The sequence below is a fragment of the Vibrio kyushuensis genome (genome assembly GCF_050337325.1).
Lineage (GTDB): Bacteria > Pseudomonadota > Gammaproteobacteria > Enterobacterales > Vibrionaceae > Vibrio > Vibrio kyushuensis.
In genome coordinates, this window is sequence record NZ_JAKJSV010000004.1 from 440,596 (window position 1) to 465,242 (window position 24,647).

At 42.0% G+C, this 24,647-nt stretch carries 21 protein-coding genes and 1 pseudogene; 9 read left to right on the forward strand and 13 right to left on the reverse strand.

The genetic code is table 11. From position 1 onward, the window contains the following. Window positions 1-122: 122 nt before the first annotated feature. On the forward strand, window positions 123-767 hold the full coding sequence (locus tag L4D20_RS11100; RefSeq protein WP_428801632.1) for an outer membrane beta-barrel protein: 645 nt from the start codon (window positions 123-125) through the stop codon (window positions 765-767). Between the two features lie 152 nt (window positions 768-919). Here L4D20_RS11100 and L4D20_RS11105 read toward each other — a convergent pair whose 3' ends face one another. Beyond that, complete coding sequence (locus tag L4D20_RS11105) at window positions 920-2,110, reverse strand: amino acid aminotransferase (RefSeq protein ID WP_428801633.1); 1,191 nt, start codon at window positions 2,108-2,110, stop codon at window positions 920-922. A 208-nt stretch (window positions 2,111-2,318) separates the two neighbouring features. Then, entirely contained in the window at window positions 2,319-3,767 is a 1,449-nt protein-coding gene (locus tag L4D20_RS11110) for an HD-GYP domain-containing protein (protein ID WP_428801634.1), read from the reverse strand. 369 nt (window positions 3,768-4,136) lie between these two features. On the opposite strand from L4D20_RS11110, the gene L4D20_RS11115 reads away from it, so the two are divergent. Beyond that, window positions 4,137-5,228 (forward strand): GGDEF domain-containing protein, encoded by a 1,092-nt coding sequence (locus tag L4D20_RS11115; RefSeq protein ID WP_428801635.1) that lies wholly within the window; start codon window positions 4,137-4,139, stop codon window positions 5,226-5,228. 115 nt (window positions 5,229-5,343) lie between these two features. Here the strand turns inward: L4D20_RS11115 and asnS are convergent, their stop codons facing one another. Both asnS and L4D20_RS11125 read right to left on the reverse strand, forming a co-directional pair. After that, window positions 5,344-6,744 (reverse strand): asparagine--tRNA ligase, encoded by a 1,401-nt coding sequence (asnS, locus tag L4D20_RS11120; protein WP_428801636.1) that lies wholly within the window; start codon window positions 6,742-6,744, stop codon window positions 5,344-5,346. A 190-nt stretch (window positions 6,745-6,934) separates the two neighbouring features. Continuing rightward, window positions 6,935-8,554, reverse strand: coding sequence for a methyl-accepting chemotaxis protein (locus L4D20_RS11125; RefSeq protein ID WP_428801637.1), 1,620 nt, complete (start codon window positions 8,552-8,554; stop codon window positions 6,935-6,937). Between the two features lie 314 nt (window positions 8,555-8,868). On the opposite strand from L4D20_RS11125, the gene queD reads away from it, so the two are divergent. The 4 genes from queD to L4D20_RS11145 all read left to right on the forward strand — a co-directional run bounded on the left by queD (window position 8,869) and on the right by L4D20_RS11145 (window position 11,553). After that, complete coding sequence (gene queD / locus L4D20_RS11130) at window positions 8,869-9,231, forward strand: 6-carboxytetrahydropterin synthase QueD (RefSeq protein WP_428801638.1); 363 nt, start codon at window positions 8,869-8,871, stop codon at window positions 9,229-9,231. Between the two features lie 113 nt (window positions 9,232-9,344). Beyond that, window positions 9,345-10,007 carry a hypothetical protein gene (locus tag L4D20_RS11135; RefSeq protein WP_428801639.1) on the forward strand — a complete coding sequence of 221 codons (663 nt, stop codon included), beginning with the start codon at window positions 9,345-9,347 and terminating at the stop codon, window positions 10,005-10,007. Between the two features lie 147 nt (window positions 10,008-10,154). After that, on the forward strand, window positions 10,155-10,328 hold the full coding sequence (locus tag L4D20_RS11140; protein ID WP_428801640.1) for a hypothetical protein: 174 nt from the start codon (window positions 10,155-10,157) through the stop codon (window positions 10,326-10,328). 70 nt (window positions 10,329-10,398) lie between these two features. Continuing rightward, window positions 10,399-11,553, forward strand: a complete 1,155-nt coding sequence (locus tag L4D20_RS11145) for an amino acid permease (RefSeq protein ID WP_428801641.1) — start codon at window positions 10,399-10,401, stop codon at window positions 11,551-11,553. Between the two features lie 86 nt (window positions 11,554-11,639). Here the strand turns inward: L4D20_RS11145 and catB are convergent, their stop codons facing one another. The 8 genes from catB to L4D20_RS11185 form a co-directional block, all read right to left on the reverse strand. Continuing rightward, complete coding sequence (gene catB, locus L4D20_RS11150) at window positions 11,640-12,272, reverse strand: type B chloramphenicol O-acetyltransferase (RefSeq protein WP_428801642.1); 633 nt, start codon at window positions 12,270-12,272, stop codon at window positions 11,640-11,642. Between the two features lie 13 nt (window positions 12,273-12,285). Beyond that, window positions 12,286-12,885, reverse strand: coding sequence for a class I SAM-dependent methyltransferase (locus L4D20_RS11155; protein WP_428801643.1), 600 nt, complete (start codon window positions 12,883-12,885; stop codon window positions 12,286-12,288). A gap of 98 nt (window positions 12,886-12,983) precedes the next feature. Next, the gene (locus tag L4D20_RS11160; protein WP_428801644.1) at window positions 12,984-13,334 is read right to left on the reverse strand and encodes a putative quinol monooxygenase; all 351 of its coding nucleotides are present in this window, start codon (window positions 13,332-13,334) and stop codon (window positions 12,984-12,986) included. A 143-nt stretch (window positions 13,335-13,477) separates the two neighbouring features. Further along, window positions 13,478-14,419, reverse strand: a complete 942-nt coding sequence (gene speB / locus L4D20_RS11165) for an agmatinase (RefSeq protein ID WP_428801645.1) — start codon at window positions 14,417-14,419, stop codon at window positions 13,478-13,480. After that, a complete protein-coding gene (speA, locus tag L4D20_RS11170; RefSeq protein ID WP_428801646.1) occupies window positions 14,420-16,330 on the reverse strand; it encodes an arginine decarboxylase in 1,911 nt (636 codons plus the stop codon). Between the two features lie 332 nt (window positions 16,331-16,662). Then, window positions 16,663-18,024, reverse strand: coding sequence for an L-serine ammonia-lyase (locus tag L4D20_RS11175; protein ID WP_428801647.1), 1,362 nt, complete (start codon window positions 18,022-18,024; stop codon window positions 16,663-16,665). 78 nt (window positions 18,025-18,102) lie between these two features. Further along, window positions 18,103-19,356, reverse strand: coding sequence for an aromatic amino acid transport family protein (locus tag L4D20_RS11180; RefSeq protein ID WP_428801648.1), 1,254 nt, complete (start codon window positions 19,354-19,356; stop codon window positions 18,103-18,105). Window positions 19,357-19,671: 315 nt separating this feature from the next. Then, entirely contained in the window at window positions 19,672-20,277 is a 606-nt protein-coding gene (locus L4D20_RS11185) for a CoA pyrophosphatase (protein ID WP_428801649.1), read from the reverse strand. 357 nt (window positions 20,278-20,634) lie between these two features. Here L4D20_RS11185 and L4D20_RS11190 point away from each other — a divergent pair. Beyond that, a pseudogene (locus L4D20_RS11190) lies at window positions 20,635-21,024 on the forward strand (response regulator); the annotation flags it as partial. On the opposite strand, the gene pabB reads toward L4D20_RS11190, so the two are convergent. Then, window positions 21,021-22,400, reverse strand: coding sequence for an aminodeoxychorismate synthase component I (gene pabB / locus L4D20_RS11195; protein WP_428801650.1), 1,380 nt, complete (start codon window positions 22,398-22,400; stop codon window positions 21,021-21,023). The pseudogene L4D20_RS11190 and the gene pabB sit on opposite strands and share 4 nt — an antisense overlap. Window positions 22,401-22,654: 254 nt before the next feature. Between pabB and L4D20_RS11200 the strand changes: the two genes are divergently transcribed. Both L4D20_RS11200 and L4D20_RS11205 read left to right on the forward strand, forming a co-directional pair. Then, complete coding sequence (locus L4D20_RS11200; RefSeq protein ID WP_428801651.1) at window positions 22,655-24,169, forward strand: fumarate hydratase; 1,515 nt, start codon at window positions 22,655-22,657, stop codon at window positions 24,167-24,169. A gap of 207 nt (window positions 24,170-24,376) precedes the next feature. Next, entirely contained in the window at window positions 24,377-24,562 is a 186-nt protein-coding gene (locus tag L4D20_RS11205; protein WP_102404892.1) for a hypothetical protein, read from the forward strand. The last annotated feature ends 85 nt before the right edge of the window (window positions 24,563-24,647 follow it).

Below are 24,647 nucleotides of genomic sequence, written 5' to 3' on the forward strand. Positions count from 1 at the left end.
ACGTCACATCTTTAATGATGCGACTTAGAAAATATCCAATTCTAGTTATTATTCCCCTTTGAACCAAACTATTTAGTCTATCATCAATATAGCAACTCTTTGTTTGTTATAGAGGTTAGACGATGATTGAGCGATGGATAGCTTTTACCCTTCTTTTCCCACTTGTGACTTTTAATGCGTTCGCTGAAGGTGATACTGAGCAGTACCAGCAAGGAGATATAGTCAATTATGATTATTTCTATGCAGATCTGAGCTCAGGCTCGTTTGATGAAAATATCGCAGAAAACAGTAATGTTACGGCTTTGGCTATTGGAGTGAGCTCTCAATATCGTGGTGATTGGTTGTTGGGTTTTGACTATTCAGCGCGCTTTGTTCACCACGATACTACAACTGATGAGTACTATACGATGCAACCTGCAATAGGTTATCGCTTTCCTCTAACTTCTAAGCTTGAATTAGCACCAAGAGCAAAAGTCGGCTTTAAGCGTATGAATTCAGTTGTGAAAGACACGGAAGAGCGTTTTGATCGACACGATGACTTTATTTATGGATTTGATGTTAAAGCTGCTTACCAATTGAGCAAAAGACTTGAGCTTGCAGCGATAGGGGAACTTATTCGTAGTGAACATTTTGATGAGAATATTTTAACGTTGCGTGGGGACTATCGAATTTCCCAGAATTTCACTTTTGGTGGCTTCTATACGCATCGAGATATGATGGATCATACGACGAATGAGGGCGGGATTTCACTTCGTTACTACTACTAGCTGATATTCATAATACGGAAACCAAATAGTAAGTTAAAAAAGAAAGAGTCAGCATAGCGCTGACTCTTATTTTGAATTTATTCGTTTATTCGTTTATTCGTTTATTCGTTTATTCGTTTATTGTTTCTATGTGAATAAGTACTTAACAGCGATTAAAGAACCGCTGCAATCCCTTTACATAGAGGACCCATGTTAGATTTAGTCATACCAGCAACACTGATGCGACCTGAGCCTACAATATAGATTGCGAACTCATCTTTAAGGCGAGTTACCTGCTCTTTAGACAGACCCGAGAATGAGAACATGCCGTTCTGGCGTTGAATAAAGCTAAAGTCAGCATCGACACCTTCGGCTTTTAGAGTAGCGACAAACAGTTCACGCATCTCTTGAATGCGGTCTCTCATTTCAGCTACTTCCCCTTCCCACTCAGCGCGTAGAGCGGCATCGTTTAGAATGTGAGTAACAACGGCACTTCCGTGAGCGGGAGGGTTTGAGTAAATTGAGCGAATGATGGCTTTAACTTGAGAGAATGCAGTTGTAGCGATCTCTTCAGATTGCGCAACCAAAGTAAATGCACCAACACGTTCGTTGTATAGACCGAAGTTTTTAGAGAACGAGCTCGCCACTAATATTGATTTGTTGTATTTCGCGAAGGCACGCAGGCCAGCAGCGTCTTCTTCAACGCCTTTAGCAAAGCCTTGGTATGCAAAGTCAAACATTGGCAGAAGGCCTTTGTCAGCAACGAGCTTCGCTAATGTTTCCCACTCTTCAGCGGTTGGATCAATGCCTGTTGGGTTATGACAGCATCCGTGAAGAAGAACAACGTCACCTTCAGACGCCTTGCCTAAGTCAGCAATCATTGCAGAGAAATCTTTGTCTTTGCTTTCTGCGTTGTAGTAACCGTATTGAGCGGTTTCGATACCTGCCGCAGCAAATACACCGTTGTGGTTAGCCCAAGTTGGGTTACTGATCCAGATTTTCACGTCACCAAGTTGGCGTTTAATGAATTCACCAGCAACACGAAGGGCACCTGTACCACCTGGTGCTTGTGCAGTTTTCGCAAGCTTTTGAGTAACAATCTCAGAATCAGCACCGAATAGTAGCTTTTGTACAGCCAAACCATACTCAGCTGTCCCCTCGATAGTTAGGTAAGATTTTGTTTTTTCACTTTCTAGCAGCGCTGCTTCTGCTTTTTTTACTGTTGCAAGAACAGGAGTTTCACCGCTCTCATTTTTGTAAATACCAACGCCTAGGTTGATTTTTTCAGCGCGAGAATCTTTTTTAAATTCTTCAGTAAGACCAAGAATAGGGTCTGCAGGTGCAGCAACAACTTTTTGAAACATAATCTTCATCCATGTTTAATTAAGAGGGAATTGTGAACTCCCTCATTTATACCTTTGTGCGCCTTTTGAAACAACCGAAACAAAACAGAAAACTGCAAAAAATTCTTACTGTCGAGTTATTCTTAATGAAATCGTTATTTATCGATACTTAAGTGATAAAAAATCACTATCTCTAAGCGAGTTTAATTATGCGTAGATGGAATAGTAATCAATCTTGATAATGAGAGGCGATCTCTAAAAATTGGTCTTCGACCGCTAAGAAGGTATCAACAATTAATGGGTCGAAATGAATTCCTTTTCCTTCGAGAATTATAGAGCGCGCTTTCTCATGACTAAACGCCTCTTTATAGACGCGTTTTGAAATAAGCGCATCATAAACATCTGCAAGTGCCATGAGTCGACCAGACAACGGAATATCTTCTCCCGTTAGCTGGTTAGGGTAACCACTGCCATCCCACTTTTCATGATGAGACAGTGAGATCTCTTTGGCTATTTCTAAGAATGAACTACTGCCTAACTGCTGCTCTGCCATGGAGAGCGCTTTTGCCCCAATTTCTGGATGTTGTTTCATTATTTCGAACTCATCGTCGGTTAATTTACCCGGTTTGAGTAGTACGCTATCAGGAACGCCTACTTTGCCAACATCGTGAAGCGGGGCAGATTTATGTAACAGTTCAATGTAGCTAGGGGTTAAAAGGCTCTGGTAGCGTGCGCTCTTACTTAACTCAGTCGCAAGCGCACGCATATACTCTTGGGTTCGAAGAATGTGCGCACCGGTTTCATTGTCTCGAGACTCAGCAAGGGCTGATAGACTCAATATGGCCACATCGCGAGTGGTTTTAACCTCATCTTGGGAGGATTGCAGGCTATCGAGCATTTTGTTGGTTAACGACGCCATTGATCCAAGTTCGTTATGTTCAAAAACCGGCAGACGTTTGTGGGTCTGGCCTTGAGTGACCTCCATTAAGGCAAATTCTTGGCTGAACAACACTTGTTTCATCAGTTTTGTCCAAAGCACTAAGATGGTTCCAGCATAGGCGGAAAGAACAATGGAAATAAATATGAACTCTTTAATGACGCTGACTGCACCCGTTCCGTCGATTACTCGTTCAGGGTTATGTTCTAGCCAGTAGATATCTTTGATGGCAACCATACTCAACATGATTGTTAAGGTAACGAGCAATAAGCTCATCATCATGATCATCTGTTTTACTAACGATTGGCGTTGGTTTGCTAATATCCCGTTAGTATATTCATCGCTTTGTGTATTTGAAAACTGAACGAGTTTCCCACTAAGTTGCAAAATGGTTCCGGTAAAAAATCCAAATAAGGCCATCCCAAACAGTACTTTAATATTACTTTCGAACGGAAAGGAATGAGCAACATTATAATACGCCGCAAGTGGAAGACTGAAAATAAAGAAAAGTGATGTATCAAGTATGACTAAATTTCCGTACGGCTTGAAAGTTTGATTTAGTGAAATGAAGTGGCGTGTAAGCCATAGTAGAGCGAAAGTGATTCCTACATGAAGAAATATCTCGGCGGTGGTGAGTACTTCAAGAAATGGGCATACACGCCCACCGTAAGCCGCAAAGACTAGCCCGGAGATTACATACATTTTAAGTGTTAATGACGTATTGTAATGATAATTTGTCATAGCCTAACCCTAGAACCTTTTTAGTTATTTATTTTTAGTTTAATTCTTTACGTAAGTTTCGTATCCAAATAGACCGAGTAACCAAACAAATGATTTCAAATCTTCCTTTATCATAAGATAAACGGATTGATATGTTGTCTTAGTTATATAACAAAATCGAGGTATTACAATAATCTTGGTATATATAGTGTTATTGGTTTAGTTAAATACCTATATGTTGAAATAATTGTGAGTTGGTACAGCGTGCCGTACGGTTGAAAGTGTTATTATCCTCGCAACTATAGGTTTCGTCATTGATAATGAAGTAACTTATCTGTGTGCGTGATCAAGAAGATTAATGCTTAAACCTAACGTAAAGAGACTGCAGCGGTGCCATCAAGAACACATAATTTTATTGCAGAAAAACTCGTTGAAGTGGTGGAAGATAAGCATCGCCGGCAGCGCATGATGGTCAATACATTAACCATATTGGGTATAGCGTTTCTCTTTAGTTTCAGTCTTTTTAACTTCCAAAATCAATACAATACTCTCGGCAGTATCTTACTGTTTTTTACAATGGCTGCTTTGGTTAACATATATGTACTCAACCGTTGGAGAAATGCAGGACTTATAGGTTTAACCACAATTATCTATTCCTTAAGTATCATTCTCGTTATTTCGGGAGGGTATCAAAACACCGGAACATTGTGGATATACCCACTAGCTGTTATTGCTATTTTTATTAATCACTTTCGTCAGGGAGTAGCCCTGAATGCGCTATTTATGGTCGCGTTGTCTGCCATACTAGCAAATGATTGGGAACTGGCTGTTTACAGTGACGTTGTTAAAGTACGTTTTATCATCACGTTATTCGCATTAAGTGGTATGTGTCATATCTTGATTTATTTTCAAAGTAAAGCAGATGACTACATCCTCAAAATGCATGAGGAAGACATTCATAATCTTGCTTATTTTGATGGCTTAACTCAGCTTGCCAATAGAGCAACGTTTCGCTCTATTTTGGAGCATACAATGCTACGGAGTGAGTCGATTCGTTCCGCTCTGATTTATATTGATTTGGATAATTTTAAGCAGATTAATGATGACTATGGGCATGATTATGGCGATCGCGTGTTGTCTGATTTTAGTTATCATCTTAAACAAAAAGCGAAATATCACATTGGGAGTGGGCTAGGGCAATATGATGTTGCTCGTCTTGGTGGCGATGAATTTGCCGTTTTTATTGAGAGCGTACCGTGTGGCGATAGTCGAGCTCATGATCTGGCCAATGATGTGATCTCATTGTTTACGAATCATCATTTAGAAACGTTAGCCGATAAGGCTCATTCGATGTCGGCGAGTATTGGTATTGCCTTTACTTCCGAAAATACGACTAACCTACATGATAGTTTAAAGCTTGCCGATCAGGCGATGTATCAAGCGAAGCACGCTAATAAAGGGCAGGTTAGAGTTGTTGAATAGATAGTGCTTGAAGTAGCGCTCTTGAAAACAGAGAGATAAAAAAACGGGAACCCACTGAGTGAGTTCCCGTTTTTGTCTGTAAATTATCTAATCAAATGAACAAGATAATTAGCAATTAGAAATTAGCTGAACGCGGCGTACGTGGGAATGGAATCACGTCACGAACGTTACCCATACCTGTTACGTAAGAAACAAGGCGCTCGAAACCTAGACCGAAACCAGCGTGAGGCACAGTGCCGTACTTACGTAAGTCGCGGTACCAGCTCATGTGCTCAGGGTCGATACCCATACCAATCATGCGCTCGTCAAGAACGTCTAAACGCTCTTCACGTTGTGCACCACCGATGATTTCACCGATGCCTGGTGCAAGTACGTCCATTGCAGCAACTGTTTTTCCGTCGTCGTTTAAGCGCATGTAGAAAGCTTTAATGTCTTTCGGGTAGTTCTTAACGATAACAGGTGCTTTGAAGTGTTCTTCCGCAAGGTAACGCTCATGCTCAGAAGACATGTCGATGCCCCACTCAACGTCAAATTCAAATTTCTTACCAGAGTCGATAAGAATTTGGATTGCGTCAGTGTAGTCAACTTGTGCAAAGTCAGCGTCAACAAACTGCTCTAAACGAGTGATTGCTTGCTTGTCGATGCGTTGCGCGAAGAACTCAAGATCATCACGGCGCTCTTCAAGAACGGCTGCGAAAACGTACTTAAGCATGTCTTCAGCAAGCTTAGCTGCATCATCTAGGTCTGCAAAAGCAATTTCAGGTTCAACCATCCAGAACTCTGCTAAATGACGGCTAGTGTTTGAGTTTTCAGCACGGAACGTTGGGCCGAATGTGTAAACTTTGCTTAATGCACACGCATAAGCTTCAGCATTTAGCTGACCAGATACCGTTAGGAACGTCTCTTTACCGAAGAAATCTTCGTTGTAATCAACATTGCCTTTGTCATCTAGGGGAAGGTTGTTGTGATCCAGTGTTGATACACGGAACATTTCACCAGCACCTTCAGCATCAGAAGCTGTAATTAACGGCGCTGAAGTCCAGAAGAAACCTTGCTCATGATAGAAGCGGTGGATAGCTTGAGACAGACAGTTACGCACACGAGCTACTGCGCCAATCACGTTAGTACGTGGACGAAGGTGAGCAACTTCACGAAGGTACTCAATAGAGTGACGAGTTTTTGCCATTGGGTACGTATCAGCATCTTCAACCCAACCAACAACTTTTACATCAGTTGCTGCGAGTTCGAAATCTTGACCTTTTGCAGGAGATTCAACAATCTTACCTGTTACTTCAACAGAGCAGCCAGTGGTTAACTTTAATACTTCGTCGTTATAATTATTAAGATTATTAGGAACCACGGCCTGAATCGGGTCGAAACAAGAACCATCGTAAATGGCAAGGAAAGAGATTCCAGCTTTGGAATCACGACGTGAACGGATCCAGCCGCGAACAGTTACTTCACTGTCTACCGCTAGCTTGCCGCCAAGTACGTCTGTTACAGGCGCGTAAGTCATGTTGGTTATATTCTCCATTGAGGGACAAAACACCCAGTGCATATTTTTGCATATCCCCAGATTAAGTAACAACTTAATGAGATAAGCCTCTGCACTAGGCTAGTTAAAATTTTCAATCAATAGGACATATTACCTGTCATATCGTTAGCTTCAACCTTTATTGCCCTCTATCTGGCGAATATTCCTCCAATCATGAAGATTTCTTTACCGAAAGGGTAAACTGATTTAACAATGCCTCTAAGCGCTCTGATAATTGCTCAAGATTTACACTGATTTCTCTAGTTTGAGTCGCTGAGCTTGACGTGTCATCTGAGTGTCGAGTGATGACTTCAATTTTACTTTGTATCTCTTGGTTTATCTGAGTAGTGACTTGGCTCTGTTGTTGAATATTGTTCGCGTGATTAAGTGCCTGCTCCATTTCCGAGACAACATCTGTCATTGCTGCGGAAAGGGCTTCAATAACAGTTGAGCGTTGATGGGCCTGACTGCAAACATTATCAACGGAGTGTAATGAGCTTTCACTGTTTGTTTGTAGCTGAGCAATGATACTTTCTATGCTCCCTGTCGCGTCGGATGTGCGACTTGCTAGCTGTCTCACTTCATCGGCAACGACGGCAAAACCACGACCTTGTTCTCCTGCACGAGCGGCTTCAATAGCGGCATTTAACGCGAGAAGGTTAGTTTGATCGGCAATACCTTTAATCACCGCTAGAATACTCGAAACCTCATTAGTTTGATTATTAAGTTGCAAGATATTGTCTTTCACGCACTCGATATCACCGACAAGGTCTTTTACGCCTTGGCTAGCTTGATGTGCTTGCGCCGCACTCTCTTGGGCAATGGCTGTTGTATGCTTTATTAAGCCAGATGCATTAATAGTGGCCTGCTCGACCTGATTTTGCTGGACTTGCATCTGTTCTATGTTGGCTTGTACATCGGATGTTTCTTGTTGCTGATTATTCGCGGCATGATCAGTGATTTTAGCGACATCAATTAGCGTAGAAGCAGAGTCTGCCAGATGATGAGAGGTGTCTTGCACCTTTCCAAGGCTATCACTTACGGTACACATAAATGAGTCGATAGCGTTAGATAGGTGTCCAATCTCATCTTGGCTCGTTGTGTTCATTCGTTGTGAGAGATCTTTCGTTTGGCTCACCGATTGCATGAACTGTGAAGTACGCAGAATAGGGCGAACTATGATTTTTCTGATGACAACGAGCGTGAGAATAAACCCAACAAAAGAAATGAGAGCGGTAATGCCGAGTGCAAAGATAGTTTGGTTATTAATCATCTTATTGACACTGCTGAGGTTGTACTCTAAACGAATTGCACCCAGCACTTCGCCCTCAGCGGCTAAGTGACAAGAGACACAATTAGTACCTCTATAGTTTTCACTCGATTTCATCGGAAGGGCAACCACAATGCCTTTGCCCCAACTGCCCTCAAAAGGTTCTATGACGGTTTCGCCGGCGAGGGCTCTTCGATCAATATCATCGCTTGGTTTCTGATTGGAGTGGCCTTCACCATAGATCTTGCTTACAGCGTCTGCACGTAGAACTTTGACATTCTCAATACCATCTTGAGCCAGTGCTTTGTCGCGCAGTGTCTCTTTTTGAGCCATGGTACCAGTGATCATCATCATGTTGAGGCTATCGAAGTAATTACTGGCTTTATCGTGTAATTGTTCGCTTAGGACTGAATTAATGAGGTTCCGCTGCTGTACGTATTGGTAGCCAGTTGATACTGATAATACTAGAGCTGAAACGGAAATTAGGGTGACAAGTAGTTTGAAGCTGACGGTTAATTTCATGATTTTTTTATTGTTATGAGACTGACGCCGCTAATATACCTTGTTTATTATAAGGGTAATATACGATATACCTCGTTAGTGTGATGTCTGGCAGGTTGTTGCTTTGTATCTGTGATGTGAACACTTTATTGCTGGCTTGTTGTGTTTGGTGTGGTTCTGTCTTTATACTTTCGTTTCGTACTTCGGTATTTTCATCATCCTTTAAGTAAGTGCTTTCTTGATTAGTTGAGAAGATATTATTTCTATCAACTAAACTTGTCACAATGCAGGATATTCCTTACTATTGCGCGTCCTTAAAAACCTTGAGATAGAAAATGAAAGCCGAATTGTATAAAGAGTTTATGTTTGAAGCCGCACACCATCTTCCACATGTTCCAGAAGGACATAAGTGTGGTCGCCTTCATGGACACTCTTTCTTAGTTCGTCTGTTTGTTGAAGGTGAAGTGGACCCTCATACTGGTTGGGTCATCGATTTTTCAGAAATTAAAGCAGCCTTTAAACCAATCTATGATCGCCTTGATCACTATTACTTAAATGACATTAAAGGGTTAGAGAACCCGACAAGTGAAGTACTTGCTAAATGGATCTGGCAAGAGCTGAAGCCAAGTTTGCCTTTATTGAGTAAAGTCGAGATTAAAGAAACCTGTACGGCAGGTTGTATCTATGTCGGCGAATAATAGCCATATAGAGAGTTGATTGTGAGAAGCGAAGTTGAACTTCGCTTTTTTTATGCCTAAAAAACAGGTTAGTATGAGTTAGGTCATTTGATCGAACAAGGAGAGTGGATTTTATGATGGCACGCATTTCAGTAGTCGTTCAGTGCACCTTAGCGATTTCTATTTTTTATTTGGGGTACAGCATCTATGCCTTTACGGCGAAAGTAGGGGAGGTCGTAGATAAATATCCGCAAATGATTTCAGACATTAGCGGTATGACTGAGCAACTGGAAATAAAGGAGTGGCTTCTGTTCGCTGATCATGTCGAAGCTATGGTTCCACAAGTATTGGCCACAGTGAATGATGTGAATCAGACGATGGTCGAGGTCAACAGTACCGTTGATTCTATTGATAAAAAAATCCCAACCATTGTGTCTGAAATTGCAGCGTATCGTGAAAGCACCATTCCGGCAGCTTTAGCTGAAATGAAGCAGTATCGAGTTGGTGTTATTCCAACGACGGTGAAAGAGCTAGAGAATTACCGTGTTGATGTCATTCCGCCGGTACTCGTTGAAAGTAAAGCGTATCGAACTTCGGTTATACCCAGTGTAATCACGGAATCGACAAATTTGCGTAACGATATTCCTCCGATGCTAGCGAAAGCGGATGTGATTATTGATAAGACGCAGCAAATTGCCGCAGAAGCAACGCAAGGTGCAGTGAAGGGTGTGGTTCTTTCTCCAATAAACCTGCTTCGCGATGCAGGGACCGAGTTAAAGTCAAAAGTCCAAGAGTAGTCACGCTAGGGCATTGTCGTTAAAGATGAGTTAGGGATTGCAATACTAATATTAATCGATAAGATAAATCCATCTCTATACAGAGGTGGATTAGCGTAAGGATTGCTAGTCATAACAAACAACGGATGTCACTTATTGGTTAAATAAATGAAATTCAAGATTACTACCCCGATCATTGAACCAACTGAAGGTTCACCACACGCTTTAAATACACATCTAACTCAGCTTTACTCTTCTATTCAAAATACTCTATTCGCTCGCCTTTATCGCTATACCTCGCCTCTGCGTTTTCTCTTTATTCAAGCTCGTTATTGTTATTGATTCCTACAGTCAAATCTTTCGCCTATTAGGCAAACTAAAAATTACGAATTAAATATAAGTGCTTGAAAATATGAATACTAAATTATTAGGTAGCTCCCTAATTATCTCTGGTACCGCTCTTGGTGCTGGAATGCTTGCAATCCCTATGGTCTTGGCTCAGTTTGGTCTACTGTATGGTTCGATGTTGATGTTGTTTATCTGTGCAGGGACCACTTATGCTGCACTGTTATTACTTGAAGCAACCATAAAAACAGGCGACGGCCTTGGTTTAAACTCTATCGCTCGTATGGTTTTAGGTAAAAGTGGTCAAATAGTCTCCAATGGGCTTTTATACGCACTGCTCATCTGTCTTCTTATGGCTTATATATTAGGTGGGGCTGACTTTGTCGGTCAGATGTTATCTAGCGTTGGAATAACATTGAGCCCGACACAAAGCCAAATCGCATTTACTGTTATAGCAGGCGCTGTTGTTGCTGGTGGGACACAGTTGATTGACAGGCTTAACCGAGGCTTTTTCCTCGTGATGCTCGGAAGCCTAGCTTTGTCATTAATTTTGTTGGCTCCGAATCTATCGTTTGATAACTTATTTCAGGTAAGTAATAACGATCACGTAGAGCTGATAAAAACAAGTGCGATACTGTTTACAAGTTTTGGCTTTATGGTGGTTATTCCAAGCCTCGTTGCTTATAACCATGAAGCAACTGATAAACAGCTGAGAAATATGGTGATTCTGGGTTCTGTAATCCCATTGGTCTGCTACCTGTGCTGGCTATTTGCCGTAGTAGGTAATCTTCAACTTGATCAATTAGATCGTTTTCATCATGTCTCTGATTTAATGCGTGCTTTCGAATCTCATTCACCTTGGATTAGCGGTATTTTATCTGTCTTTACAGGGCTTGCTTTGCTGACGTCTTTCTTTGGTGTAGCAATGGCATTATTTCATCAAAATACGGACACGTTTCAAAAGAATAGATTCGTGACGTACTTGATCACCTTTATTGCTCCCTTAATTGGAGCGTTATTGGCTGCTGAACAGTTCCTATCCATACTTAGCTATGCTGGGATTATCTTGGTATTTCTTGCCGTATTTGTACCGTTGTTACTGGTATACAAGTTGAGAAAACGTGGGACGAACGCTGAACGCTATACCGCTGAGGGTGGGCGTAATATGTTGGTTATTACGTTACTGTTTGGTGTGTTCTTATTGAGCTCGCAAATGATCTAAAATAGCCCATCAAATGAGCGGTTATTAACAGTTCATGACCGCTCTGATCTGATATCAAAAGTTTCCTCTTTTTAGACTTAAATAGCCTATTCAGTTCGTATAGTAGTGAGCCAGTACTGATATAGACCTTCAATATCGGCAGAACATAATAGTTTCATTGCTCCTTTTAGCTCACTGTCAGCCCAATTCCACCATTCCATCTCTACTAACATTGCAATCTGCTCACTCGAGAAACGGTATTTGATATGCTTTGCAGGGTTTGAACCAACGACTTCATATGGAGCAACGTCTTTCGTTACAACAGCTCGACTAGCGATGATTGCTCCATCGCCAATAGTGATACCAGACATAATCATGGCTTCTGAACCAATCCAAACATCATTTCCTATAACGGTATTTCCAGCTCGTGCAAAGCCATCTTCGGCACCGATAAAGTTCTCATTGTCTTGATAGAAAAATGGAAACGTACTCGCCCAATCATTTCTGTGGCCTTGATTACCAGCCATCATGAAGACTGCCCCTGAACCGATTGAGCAGAAACTGCCGATGATCAACTTATCGACATCAGTTCGGTCCGGCATTAAATAACGAGCACATTCATCAAAACTATGCCCGTGATAGTAACCAGAGTAGTAGCTATGTCGGCCGACAATAATGTTGGGATTTGTAATCTGCTCTTGTAGAGAGGTTCCAGAAAACGGGGATTCAAAATAGTTCATGAGTTCATCTACTCTAGGTCTTTTCTACAATGAGATAAGTGTGTACTTCTGGGTATTGATCAAATTCTAGGTGTTTAATTATACATCCTAGATCCATAAATAACTTTAGAAAACCATGTGTACCAAGCGATGAGTAGTAGACTTCCGGGCCCATAAAGTCATCGGTATGAGAGCCTTCTTCGTTAACGCCACCAAATGAAAATATAAATATGCCACCACTATTTAGGCTCGCAATGATCTTTGAAATAACGTGATGTTGCTGCTCTAAAGGGATATGCCAAATACTGTCCCATGCGGTGATAAAATCGTATTTCTCTTGAAGAGGGAACTCGCATATATCAGCTTGGATAAAATTGATGTTAGGGTGGCTTTTCCTAGCTATTTTCAACATCTCTGATGAGATATCCATACCTGATGGCGTAAACCCTTTGCTTAGCAATAAATTGATGAAGCGACCTGTGCAACCACAGCCAATATCGAGAGCATTTCCACGATTTTTTGTATAACCAATCGCTTTGTTGTGTTGCTCAATACCATTATTCATATTGAACTCATTGCGTTCCCAAAGATGGGTGATATGGTTATACGCTTTTCCTATATCGACGGGTTTCATTTGGATGCCTTTTAATCTTATCTCTAGATTAAATTGCCCATGGACATTACGCCACGGGCTTGGTTAGAGTTGGTAATTTTTACTGTAGCAACTACTTATTACTCGTAGATAGGTGCGTCGAAATCCTGACCTTCGTCTGTATATGCAGTAACGACAGCATCTTCGACAAAACCAGTTTCCGCTTTTACTTGAGTTTCAAAAAAGTGTTGTATTTGCTTTCTGCGACCGTGTGCAGACCAAGACTCGGCATCTTCCCAAACTTCATTGAATACGATCGGATATTCGTTTCTAGAGGCACTTGGATGATCAATTTGGCGGGTAAGCATGTATTGAATACAGCCCTGCTCACGATAAGCGTCAGGCTCTAGAGCTTTCAGTACTTCAAACAGCTCCGCTTCTTTCCCTTCTTTTGGCTTAAACTGAGCTAAAACATATACGCGACTAGTCATTGGATTTCCTTTAATTTCTGAGGTTTACAAAGGTAGTAGCTGAGTATAGAAGAAAATGGAGTGTGAAACTAGAAACTAACGGTATGACTAAATACGACTAATGGTTAACTTAGAAAAAGTGCCCTAGATAAGGGCACTATATGTTAACTATTAACCATTAGCGATTGATTCGACCGTGAAGCCCAAACATAGAGAAGTTCCAGTGCAATAGTGGCTCCCGCAAGTGCCGTGACCTCGCTTTGATCGTAAGCCGGAGAGACCTCAACCACATCCATGCCAACAACGTTGATACCAGCAAGTGCACGAAGAATTCTTAACGCCTTGTCCGTTGTTATCCCGCCGCATACGGGTGTTCCTGTTCCCGGAGCAAACGCAGGGTCAAGGCAGTCAATATCAAAAGTGATGTAGACTGGTTTATTCCCGATAATGTTTCGAATGTCAGCCGCTATCTCTTCTGCACTCATATCGTTGGCTTGCATTGCGTTTATCACATTAAAGGCATGCTCATCATCGTTATACTCGGTGCGAATTCCTACCTGTACAGAATGCTCTGGCGAAATTAAACCTTCTTTTGGCGCATGATAGAACATGGTTCCATGATCATATCGGCTGCCACTCGCGTAGGTATCGGTGTGGGCGTCAAAATGAATCAGCGCCATTTCCCCATAATGTTTAGCATGAGCCCTTAGTATTGGCAGTGTAATGTAATGATCGCCACCCAGAGCCAACATTGTTTTCCCGCTATTTAGTATCTCGCTCGTTGCTGATTCTAGGCGGCGACTAAAGTCTTCTGCATCACCACAATCAAAGACAAGGTCGCCACTGTCGATAACATTATGATCATCAAAAATGTTAAAGGCCCATGGGAACTTTTTTCCCTCCCAAGCAAGATTCACTGATGCTCGACGAATGGCATCGGGCCCCATTCTAGCTCCAGGTCTACCAGACGTTGCCAAATCTAGTGGCACACCCAGAACCACGACGTCGGCTTCACTGTTAGCAGGGTTATTAACCAACGGACGACGCAGAAACGTCATTGCATTTGAATACAGTGAGTTGTCTGTTTTCGTAAACAGGTCATTCATTTAAAAATCCTCCAAATAGGTGTACCCCGTCAAGCCTTGCTCTAACTCTTGTAAGACAAGTCCTTGCTCATTCTTCGTCACATAACGCTCGACGAGTTGACGATAGTTGCTTCGAATGTCGTCAACATCAATATGGACATAACGCATCATATCTTCGACAGAATCGCCTTCATCGATTGACTCAAAGGTGGTTTCGCCGTGCTCATCTATTGTGACGACTGCGCTGTGTGTATCGCCAAACAAATTGTGCATATCGCCTAAGATCTCTTGGTAGGCACCCACTAAGAAAAAACCCATCAAGTAGGGTTTATCTTTATCCCAAGCAGGTACTGCAAGTGTCTTTTCAATGCCTTGGCCTTCAACATAGTGGTCAATTACGCCATCAGAATCACAGGTGATGTCAAGAATTACCGCTCGCTTATCGTCAACTTCCTGTAATCCAGAAAGAGGTAACACAGGGAAGACTTGATCAATCCCCCAAGCGTCGGGCAATGATTGAAACAATGAGAAATTGACAAAGAACTTATCGGCTAAACGACTGTTTAATTCGTCTAAAATCGGTCTGTGGAAGCGATTTTTATTACTCATCAATTTCCGTAATTCAGCGTAAATACGCAGTGATAACTGCTCTGTCCATGCGCGTTGCTCTAGGTTAATAACACCGGTTGAGAATGACGCATGCGCTTCGCCTAAATCACTTTGTGTATCGTTGTAAATTTCTATCAGTGCACGGTCATCGCTGCCTTTAGTTAGGTTTTGCCAGTTACACCACAGGTTTTGCAGTAGAACTGGTGCGTCAAGTTCTGGCGCATCTATATGCTCAACGGCGTAGCTCTCTGTTCCTATAACATTGGTTATAAGTACTGCGTGATGCGCGGTTAATGAACGGCCCGACTCAGAAATAATGACTGGGTTTGGCTGCCAATACTCATTACATACATCTCCAACGGTATTTACCACATTTCGCGCGTATTCAGCTAAGCCATAGTTCATTGAGTTAGATGACTGACTTCTCGTGCCGTCATAATCCACCGCCAAGCCGCCGCCAATATCGAAGTAATCTAATGGCGTACCTAGCTTGCGCAGTTCACAATAAAAACGCGCGGCTTCATTCACTCCGCTGCGAACATCACGAATGTTGGCCATCTGAGAGCCTAAGTGAAAGTGCACCAGCTGCATTGTTTCTAATTGGTCTTCATTCTTTAAGCGGTCGATGACACTAAGCACTTGTGAAGCAGACAAACCGAATTTTGATTTCTCACCACCACTTGCTTGCCATTTCCCTGCGCCTTGAGAAGCAAGGCGAATACGTAAACCCATACGAGGTTTTACGCCTAGTGCCTTAGCTTCACGCAGAACAATATCGAGCTCAGACAGTTTTTCTAAAACAATAAAGACCTTATGACCTAGCTTTTCTCCAATAAGCGCAAGACGAATATATTCGCGATCTTTATAGCCGTTGCAGACAATCACAGAGCTTGCTTGTTGGGCTAGTGCGAGTACGGCTAGTAATTCCGGCTTACTTCCCGCTTCAAGTCCTAATTGTTTTGTCTCTAATTGCGCTTGGCTAGCGAGTATTTGATCAACGACCTCTTTTTGCTGATTCACTTTAATTGGGTAAACCAATAAGTACTGATTGTCGTATTGGTACTCTTCTATTGCTTGATTAAAGGCATCACAAATATTGTGCACGCGCTGATGAATAATTTGAGGAAAACGCAGCAAAGCGGGCAGGGTTAACCCTTTTTTCTCCAGTTTTTTTGCGATTGTAGTCAGCGGTGTTGCATGTTGCTTATCACTTCTCGGCGAGACAACGATCTCTCCATCATCATTAATGCCAAAGAAGTCTTGGCTCCAATACTGCACGTTGTAGTCAGCGCGGATGTTGTCTAGTTTAGATTTACCGGTCACGGCTTTTGTCTCATATTCTGATGCACAAGCATCGTTATTAACTTATTAATTCGTGATTCTCTTCCATGAAAATTACGCCAAATTTCTCGCGGATTTCAATTTTTATTTCGGGTGCGAATTGGAGCGTATTAACGGATAAATTTGGGGCTCTGTCTAACAAAAGGATTTTGTCGTCATGATTAAAAATATAAGGAAATGTGTCGGATATAGTCGAAAGGGGGAGTGCTTTTGTATTACTTAAAATACGCAGAAAACAAAAAGCCCGAGCAGTTGCTCAGGCTTCATTATTCTAGTGGTTCTTACTCAGTAAGAGTTATATGGCAACGGCTTGCTTAGCAAACAACCTTAATAGCCAGTCCACCTTGAGAGGTTTCACGGTATTTTGCGTTCATGTCTTTGCCTGTTTCTAGCATTGTTTCGATAACTTTATCTAGAGAAACACGAGGGTCAGATGAACGACGTAGAGCCATACGAGTAGAGTTGATAGCTTTAACCGCAGCAATACCATTACGCTCGATACATGGAACTTGAACTTGTCCTGCAACTGGGTCACAAGTCAGCCCTAAGTTATGCTCCATTCCAATTTCTGCCGCCATACAAACTTGCTCTGGGCTTCCACCCATTAGCTCAGCAAGACCAGCAGCAGCCATAGAACAAGCAACACCAACTTCACCTTGGCAGCCAACTTCAGCGCCAGAGATAGAAGCGTTGCGTTTGTATAGGCCACCAATTGCGCCGGAAGCTGCAAAATAACGAATGTAGTCTTTTTCCGTAACGGTTTGAATGAACTTATCGTAGTAAGCCAGAACAGCAGGGATAATGCCACAAGCACCGTTCGTTGGAGCCGTCACAACACGCCCACCCGCTGCATTCTCTTCATTGACAGCAAATGCAAACATGTTTACCCAGTCAACAACCGCCATTGGGTCATTAGAGGTTTTCTCTGAAGTCAGCAGTTGTTGGCGAAGTGCAGAAGCGCGGCGAGGTACACGTAGTGGTCCAGGAAGAATACCTTCAGTATTCATACCGCGGTCCATACATTCACGCATGGTTTTCCAAATTTTTGCATAGTACGTACGAGACTCTTCGTCTGAACGTAGTGATTTTTCATTCTCAATCACAAGCGTACTAATAGATAAACCGCTCTCTTTACATTGGTTAACTAGCTCTTCAGCTGATGTAAATTCGTAAGGGGCTTTAATTGGGTTTTCGTCTTCTTTACCAAAGTTCTCTTCGTCGACGATGAATCCGCCACCGATAGAGTAGTAAGTTTTTGAGTAAGCAACTTCTTCGCCAATCCAAGCATGAATTTGCATGCCGTTTTCGTGAAGAGATAGATTAGAAGTGTGGAAGTTCATGCCGCCATCTTTTGGAAAAGAGACAGTATGACAGTGCATACCAACTGGAAGACGTTCCGTCTCCTCTACGCGAGCGATGAAGCCTGGAATAGAATCGATATCAACTTTTTCTGGCGTGTTGCCAGCGAGACCCATGATGATAGCGATATCTGTGTGGTGACCTTTCCCTGTCAGTGATAATGATCCATATACGTCCACGGTGATTTTAGTGATATCGCGCAATTTTCCCATTGAGCGTAAATCATCAATAAACTCTTTACCCGCTTTCATTGGTCCAACTGTGTGTGAGCTCGATGGACCAACACCGATTTTATAGATGTCGAATACACTGATCATATTTGAAACCTCATTAGAAAAGGCCCCTAAAATGGAGCCTTATTTTAGTTATTATGTCTAACCTAGATTAGATTCGGCTTAGAATATACCGTTAATTGCAGAAGTTACAGCAGCAAGGCCACAAATTGCAGTGAAGATTTGAACTGGCTTAGAAGTTTTGTACTTAGCCATCGCTGGTACTTTGTTCATTGCAAAGATAGGAAGTAGGAACAAGATAGCCGCGATCATTGGAGCACCAAGGTCTTCAATCATACCTAGGATATCTGGGTTGATGATAGCAACAGCCCAAGTAGTTAGTACGATGAAAGCTAGTGAGCCTTTTTCAATTTTAGATTCTGAAGCATTAGTACGTGACTTAGCTAGACCCATTAGGCCTTCTTGAGCACCTAGGAAGTGACCGAAGTAGCTTGAACAGATTGCAGCAAACGCAACAACAGGGCCTAGGATAGAGATAAACGGTGATTCATGAATGTTAGCTAGGTAAGACAGAACACTGATGTTTTGTGCTTGTGCTTCAGATAGTTGCTCTGGAGATAGAGATAGTACTACAGAGAATACGAAGAACATTACAAAGCCCATCAGCATCATTGCCGCGCCGCCAGTGATAGCGTCAGTTTTCTTAACTGCGTTCTCACCGTGCTCTAAACGTTGTTGTTTAGCGAATTGGCTGATGATTGGGCTATGGTTGAATGAGAATACAATCATTGGAAGTGCTAACCAAATCAGAACTGGCATTGCGCTCCAGTCTGGGCTAACTGCAATCATTGATGTGTTCCACTCAGGGATAAGGTAGAACGATAGAGCTAGAAGAATAGCTACAAGTGGGTAAACCAGTGCAGACGTTATTTTCAGCATTAGCTCTTTACCAAACAAGATACCTGCCGTCATCATTGCAATCAATGAACCAGACAGTAACCAGCGAGGAATTGATTCCATGCCTACTTGGTTTACAAGAAAAGAGTCAACAGTGTTAGTGATACCAACGCCGTAGATAAGAACAATAGGGTAAATAGCGAAGAAGTATGCGAACGTAATAAGGTTTGCGCCAGTTTTACCGAAGTGTTCTTCAACTGTTTCACTGATATCTGCGTTAGGATTTTTAGCAGAAAGAACGAAACGAGCCAAAGATTTGTGTGCGAACCAAGTCATTGGGAACGCGATCATTGCAAGAATAGCTAGAGTCCAGAAACCGCCCGCACCAGCACGGATTGGAAGGAATAGTACACCAGCACCAACAGCAGTACCGAAAAGTGATAGACACCAAGTGAAATCTTTATAAGTCCACTTAGAAGAAGTTTGCGTAGCCGAAGCTGTAGAAGTTTGTGTGTTCATTAATAGTACTCATTTTGGGAACAGGAAATAAGTTGAGCGCATTGTGCATAGATTTGTTGCACAAATATTAGATCTAGATCATGTATTTGCCTAGATTATAAAACCATCAATAAAAACATGTTCTGGGTCACGTAATTTACGTGCTACGCATTATCTGGATTGTTGTTTTGGATTACTTTTTCTAATGATTGTGTTCGTTGGCTGTTTTGTGTGCGCTTTGTAGCGTAAGGTGCCGGGGCAAACGGTTGCGGAGTTTTGAGTGTTACTTTATCTAATAGTTAATGAACTGTAGTGTCATTGAAACTATTAAGTTTTTTAATTGATGGTCATGATATGTTGCTGCATTGCTTGAATAATTTGTGCGGTCATTCCCCAGATGAAATGATTTTTGTATGGCAGACCAAAAACACGGTGATCATGCTGATTAATGGTAAATAAGTGGCTATAAAGCTGACGTTTATCGAGCATAAAACTAACCGGAATCTCAAAAGCTTCATCGACTTCATTTGGGTCAATCGACATAGAGTAGTTTGGGTTAATAAAAGCAAGGACAGGGGTTACAGAGAAGTGGCTAACGGTAATCAGTTCTGGCATCTGACCAAAAACTTGGATGTGACTAGGGTCGATACCGACTTCTTCATGTGTTTCTCTAATTGCGGTGAATAATAGTGAGGGGTCGCTCTCTTCATACTTACCACCTGGGAAGCTAATTTGCCCTGGATGGTGTCTTAAGTGTTTTGCCCGCCGTGTTAGCACAACCGATAGTCCATGAGGTCTTTCGATAAATCCAACTAATACGGAAGCTTTTCTAAGAGGGCGATTTGTTAAGTGGGAGACGCGTTTCATTGATTCTGCGTGATAACTGACAGGCTGTTGAAACTGAAATTTTTGAATTAAATTGCTTTTATTAAGTTCAAACAACGTAAATGACCTCAAGTATTGATTGATGAAGGTGAGTTAATGAACGCATATTCTTTAAAAGCCAAAACGGACATAAGTAATAGGTGATCTTATATCGTAAGTGTTGCTTTACTCATTTAAGAATAGTTCATAATAAGCAAAGTGATTATTTTTACAGGACTTTTATGCAAATTTTTGATGGTTACGACGTGCTTTAGCTCAACGACATGCTAAATTAATAAGTGTGAGAATTAAGAAAACTTGGTTGTCGCATTATTATATTCTGTTAGGTTTCTCCCTTCGTCAATTATGTAGAGGAAATACATGAAGTATCCTTCACCACCGTTACAAGATTCCGATATGAATACCGAAGCCTTTGCCTCTTTATCGGTACTGGTTGCTGAAGATATTCGGATGAATCAGATTATAATCAGCCAGATACTGAAGAAATTTAATCTAGTGCCAGATATTAGTAATAATGGAATAGAAGCGATATCAGCGATAGAGACGTTGGAAGGCAGCGACAGTCATCAATATGACATTGTCTTTATGGACTATCGAATGCCAGAAATGGATGGTCTAGAAGCCACTAAAGTTCTAAGACAACGTGGCTTTGATAAACCCATCATAGCGCTAACGGCGGCTGTTACAGCGGAAGAGCGTGAGAAGTGTATTAACAGCGGTATGAATGATGTATTAACCAAACCGTATACCGCTTCATGTTTATATAAAATAATGACTAAGTGGATCAAGCCTGATTTAAATTAACTCTCTAACACTGGTAGAATTCGGCTTAGTTTATCGAGTGTCTCTTGATACTCTGAATCACACTCACTGTCTGCGACGACGCCGCCACCAGCCCACGCATAAATATTAGAATCTTTTGCTACAAGGGTACGAATGGTAATGCTGGTATCCATCGTTCCATCACGACTGATATAACCGATGCTGCCACAGTAAGCACTTCGTCTGTGAGGTTCGAGCTCTTCAATGATCTCCATCGCTCTCACTTTCGGAGCACCTGTAATGGAGCCGCCCGGAAAACATGCCTTAAGTAAGTCAGCATTACTGTAGTTGTCATCAAGTTTTGCTCTAATCGTACTGACAAGGTGGTGCACAGCTGGGAAGCTTTCTATATCAAACAGCTTTGGCACATGAACGCTACCAGGCTTCGCTACTCGGCCAATATCATTACGAAGCAAATCAACAATCATCAAGTTTTCAGCTTGATCTTTTTCAGCGCAAGCCAGTTCATGAGCGTTGGCATCATCAATTTTTTTATCGTCAGATCGCGGTCTTGTACCTTTGATAGGTTTGGTTTCAATGAAGCGGTCTTTTATTTGCAAAAAACGCTCAGGTGAGACGCTTAAAATTGCGCTCTCGTCGGTTCGAATGAAAGCAGAGAAAGGCGCAAGATTATGAGACTCAAGCTTCAGGTATGCTTGCCATTCGCTGCCTATATAATTGGCATGAAAGCGTTGCGCCAAGTTAATTTGATAGCAGTCACCAGAAAGAAGGTACTGCTGTACTTTGTCAAACTTGGTGGAGTAGCTCTGCTTAGTCATATTTGAAGCCCAAGGAGAACTCAACTGAAATGGAACATGTTGGTTTTGGTCGCTTGACTTGGCTTGTGACTGTAGCCATTGCCAGTGAGCATCCACATGAAGGCCAACGATATACGCAGAGCGTTTATGATGATCAATCATCAATGCCCACTCATAAAGACCGACCGCCATCTCCGGTAAGCCAATGTCATCTTCTGCTAAATTTGGTAAGGCTTCGACTCGACGCCCCAAATCATAGGAAAAGTAGCCTACAGCTCCTCCTATAAAAGGAAGCTCAGTACAATGCTCTTCGTCTGGAAGGTACTGATTCTGGAGGCTAGCAAGCAGTTCAAATGGGTCACTATGGCTATCAAAATTGCCGTTAGGGCTTGTCACATGAGTCGCTAACTGCCGAGTGGTTAATGTCACTATTGGATTCGCAACTAAAATATCAAAGCGACTATCAATGTGCTCTTCGGAGGCTGAGCGCAAAAGCATAGCCCAAGGTTGATGCTGGATAGGTGCGAATAGCTGATTGGCTAAGTCCGGTTGGTAGTCAATAGATGTCGTTTGGACAGACTCTTGCTCTTTAATTTTCATACGATTAAGTGTTCATGCAGATAGGGTTCATGCGGGGGAAGTGTTCATTTGTATAAATTGTGACGAAGAAAACGATCACTTCATAGCGCCTAAAGGAAAGCAAGAGTATCATAAAAACCAAATAAAAAGTCGCTACTTGATTGTAATGTCGATAGAAGTTGTTAAAGGCTGCCATACGGTGCTTTCTATAGCTCTCGACTCTTTCTATGATTAAAGGTAGTGATAAAGGAAGCATAACTATAATGAGGAAAGCAATGACAGCCATTCGTAAGCAAGATGTCATCAGTAGCGTTGCTGATGCACTCCAATATATCTCTTTCTATCACCCGCTCGATTTTATTCAAGCGCTTGATGCTGCTTACCAGCGTGAAGAGAGTAAAGCCGCCAAAGACGCAATTGCTCAAATCCTAATAAATTCTAGAATGTCTGCGGAAGGGCACCGCCCACTTTGTCAAGATACGGGCATTGTGACCTGTTTTGTTAACATCGGAATGGATGTTAAATGGGAAACAGACCTAACGGTTCAGCAGATGATCGATGAAGGGGTTCGTCAAGCGTATAACAACCCAGATAACCCACTGCGAGCTTCTATTCTAAAAGACCCTGCAGGCAAGCGAATTAATACCAAAGATAATACGCCAGCGGTTGTGCACATTAATATGGTGCCGGGTGATAAAGTTGATATTCAAATTGCAGCCAAGGGCGGCGGTTCTGAAAACAAAACTAAGATGGTGATGCTAAACCCGTCAGATGACATTGCAGAGTGGGTAGAAAAAACACTACCAACGATGGGCGCGGGTTGGTGTCCACCAGGCATGTTAGGCATAGGCATTGGCGGTACGGCTGAAAAATCAGCGGTACTGGCGAAGGAATCATTGATGGGGCATATCGACATTCAAGAATTGATCGATCGCGGCCCTGAGAATGCTGAAGAAGAACTTCGTCTAGATATCTTCAATCGAGTGAACAAATTAGGTATTGGTGCGCAAGGCCTTGGCGGTTTAACAACCGTGGTTGATGTGAAAATTATGACTGCGCCAACGCATGCGGCGTCAAAACCAGTGACCATGATCCCTAACTGTGCGGCTACTCGTCACGTACACTTCACGCTTGATGGCAGTGGTCCTGCGGAATTAACACCGCCTAAACTTGAAGATTGGCCTGATATTACTTGGGAAGCAGGCGAAAACACGCGTCGAGTCAACCTAGATGAAGTTACACAGGAAGACGTTCAATCGTGGAAAACGGGTGAAACGGTTCTGCTTTCGGGTAAGATTTTAACCGGCCGTGATGCGATGCATAAACGTCTACAAGGCATGATTGAAAATGGTGAAGGTCTGCCTGAAGGGTTAGACCTTAAAGGTAAGTTTATTTACTACGTTGGCCCTGTTGATGCAGTAGGTGATGAAGTTGTAGGACCTGCAGGCCCGACAACAGCAACACGTATGGATAAGTTCACAGACATGATGCTAGAAGATGTTGGCATTATGGGCATGATTGGTAAAGCCGAGCGTGGTCCTGCAACGGTTGAGTCAATTAAGAAGCATAAGGCTGTTTACTTAATGGCTGTTGGTGGCGCAGCTTACCTAGTGTCGAAAGCGATTAAGAAATCACGTGTTGTCGCGTTTGAAGATTTGGGTATGGAAGCGATTTACGAATTTGAAGTTGAAGATATGCCTGTGACAGTGGCGGTAGACTCAACGGGTGCTAATGCTCACCAAATTGGTCCAGATACTTGGAAAGTTAAGATTGCAGAAGCAAATTCATAATAGATTTGATTCTTAATGATGAGACTCTTTAAAAATGTTGATGGCAACCGCTTAAATCTAACATTGCATTGGCGAAAGCCACTTTGAGTCTCGTTATACTTTCTTAAAGTAAAAAATATCAAACAGTTAAATTTGCATTATGGTTATAGTCTATAACTCTGATCTAGATATAAACTTAACTTACAAACACGATTTCAGGAGAGTAGAGTGCCTCGATTTATTCAGATTTTACAAATTGCCATTGCGATTGTAGTTGGTAGTTTCCTTGGTTATGACTTGATTTTGCACGGTATTAGCATTTTTGATGTTAAGTACGTCACCATCACTTGTGTTTTGTTTGTGATGCTAGAGCTTGCTCTGTTTGTTATCTACAAGTTGATAGAAGACGACTAAAGATTATCGGACTTCTCCAATCTCTAAGCCCTTGATATTAATCAGGGGCTTTTTTGTTCATCTAAGATTAAGATTAACTCAATTA

Excerpts from the sequence above, each read along its gene's own strand:
- L4D20_RS11100 (WP_428801632.1), top strand. The coding sequence starts at position 123 with ATGATTGAGCGATGGATAGCTTTTACCCTTCTTTTCCCACTTGTGACT.
- L4D20_RS11105 (WP_428801633.1), bottom strand. The coding sequence starts at position 2,110 with ATGTTTCAAAAAGTTGTTGCTGCACCTGCAGACCCTATTCTTGGTCTT.
- L4D20_RS11110 (WP_428801634.1), bottom strand. The coding sequence starts at position 3,767 with ATGACAAATTATCATTACAATACGTCATTAACACTTAAAATGTATGTA.
- asnS (WP_428801636.1), bottom strand. The coding sequence starts at position 6,744 with ATGACTTACGCGCCTGTAACAGACGTACTTGGCGGCAAGCTAGCGGTA.
- L4D20_RS11125 (WP_428801637.1), bottom strand. The coding sequence starts at position 8,554 with ATGAAATTAACCGTCAGCTTCAAACTACTTGTCACCCTAATTTCCGTT.
- queD (WP_428801638.1), top strand. The coding sequence starts at position 8,869 with ATGAAAGCCGAATTGTATAAAGAGTTTATGTTTGAAGCCGCACACCAT.
- L4D20_RS11135 (WP_428801639.1), top strand. The coding sequence starts at position 9,345 with ATGATGGCACGCATTTCAGTAGTCGTTCAGTGCACCTTAGCGATTTCT.
- L4D20_RS11140 (WP_428801640.1), top strand. The coding sequence starts at position 10,155 with ATGAAATTCAAGATTACTACCCCGATCATTGAACCAACTGAAGGTTCA.
- L4D20_RS11145 (WP_428801641.1), top strand. The coding sequence starts at position 10,399 with ATGAATACTAAATTATTAGGTAGCTCCCTAATTATCTCTGGTACCGCT.
- catB (WP_428801642.1), bottom strand. The coding sequence starts at position 12,272 with ATGAACTATTTTGAATCCCCGTTTTCTGGAACCTCTCTACAAGAGCAG.
- L4D20_RS11155 (WP_428801643.1), bottom strand. The coding sequence starts at position 12,885 with ATGAAACCCGTCGATATAGGAAAAGCGTATAACCATATCACCCATCTT.
- L4D20_RS11160 (WP_428801644.1), bottom strand. The coding sequence starts at position 13,334 with ATGACTAGTCGCGTATATGTTTTAGCTCAGTTTAAGCCAAAAGAAGGG.
- speB (WP_428801645.1), bottom strand. The coding sequence starts at position 14,419 with ATGAATGACCTGTTTACGAAAACAGACAACTCACTGTATTCAAATGCA.
- L4D20_RS11175 (WP_428801647.1), bottom strand. The coding sequence starts at position 18,024 with ATGATCAGTGTATTCGACATCTATAAAATCGGTGTTGGTCCATCGAGC.
- L4D20_RS11180 (WP_428801648.1), bottom strand. The coding sequence starts at position 19,356 with ATGAACACACAAACTTCTACAGCTTCGGCTACGCAAACTTCTTCTAAG.
- pabB (WP_428801650.1), bottom strand. The coding sequence starts at position 22,400 with ATGAAAATTAAAGAGCAAGAGTCTGTCCAAACGACATCTATTGACTAC.
- L4D20_RS11200 (WP_428801651.1), top strand. The coding sequence starts at position 22,655 with ATGACAGCCATTCGTAAGCAAGATGTCATCAGTAGCGTTGCTGATGCA.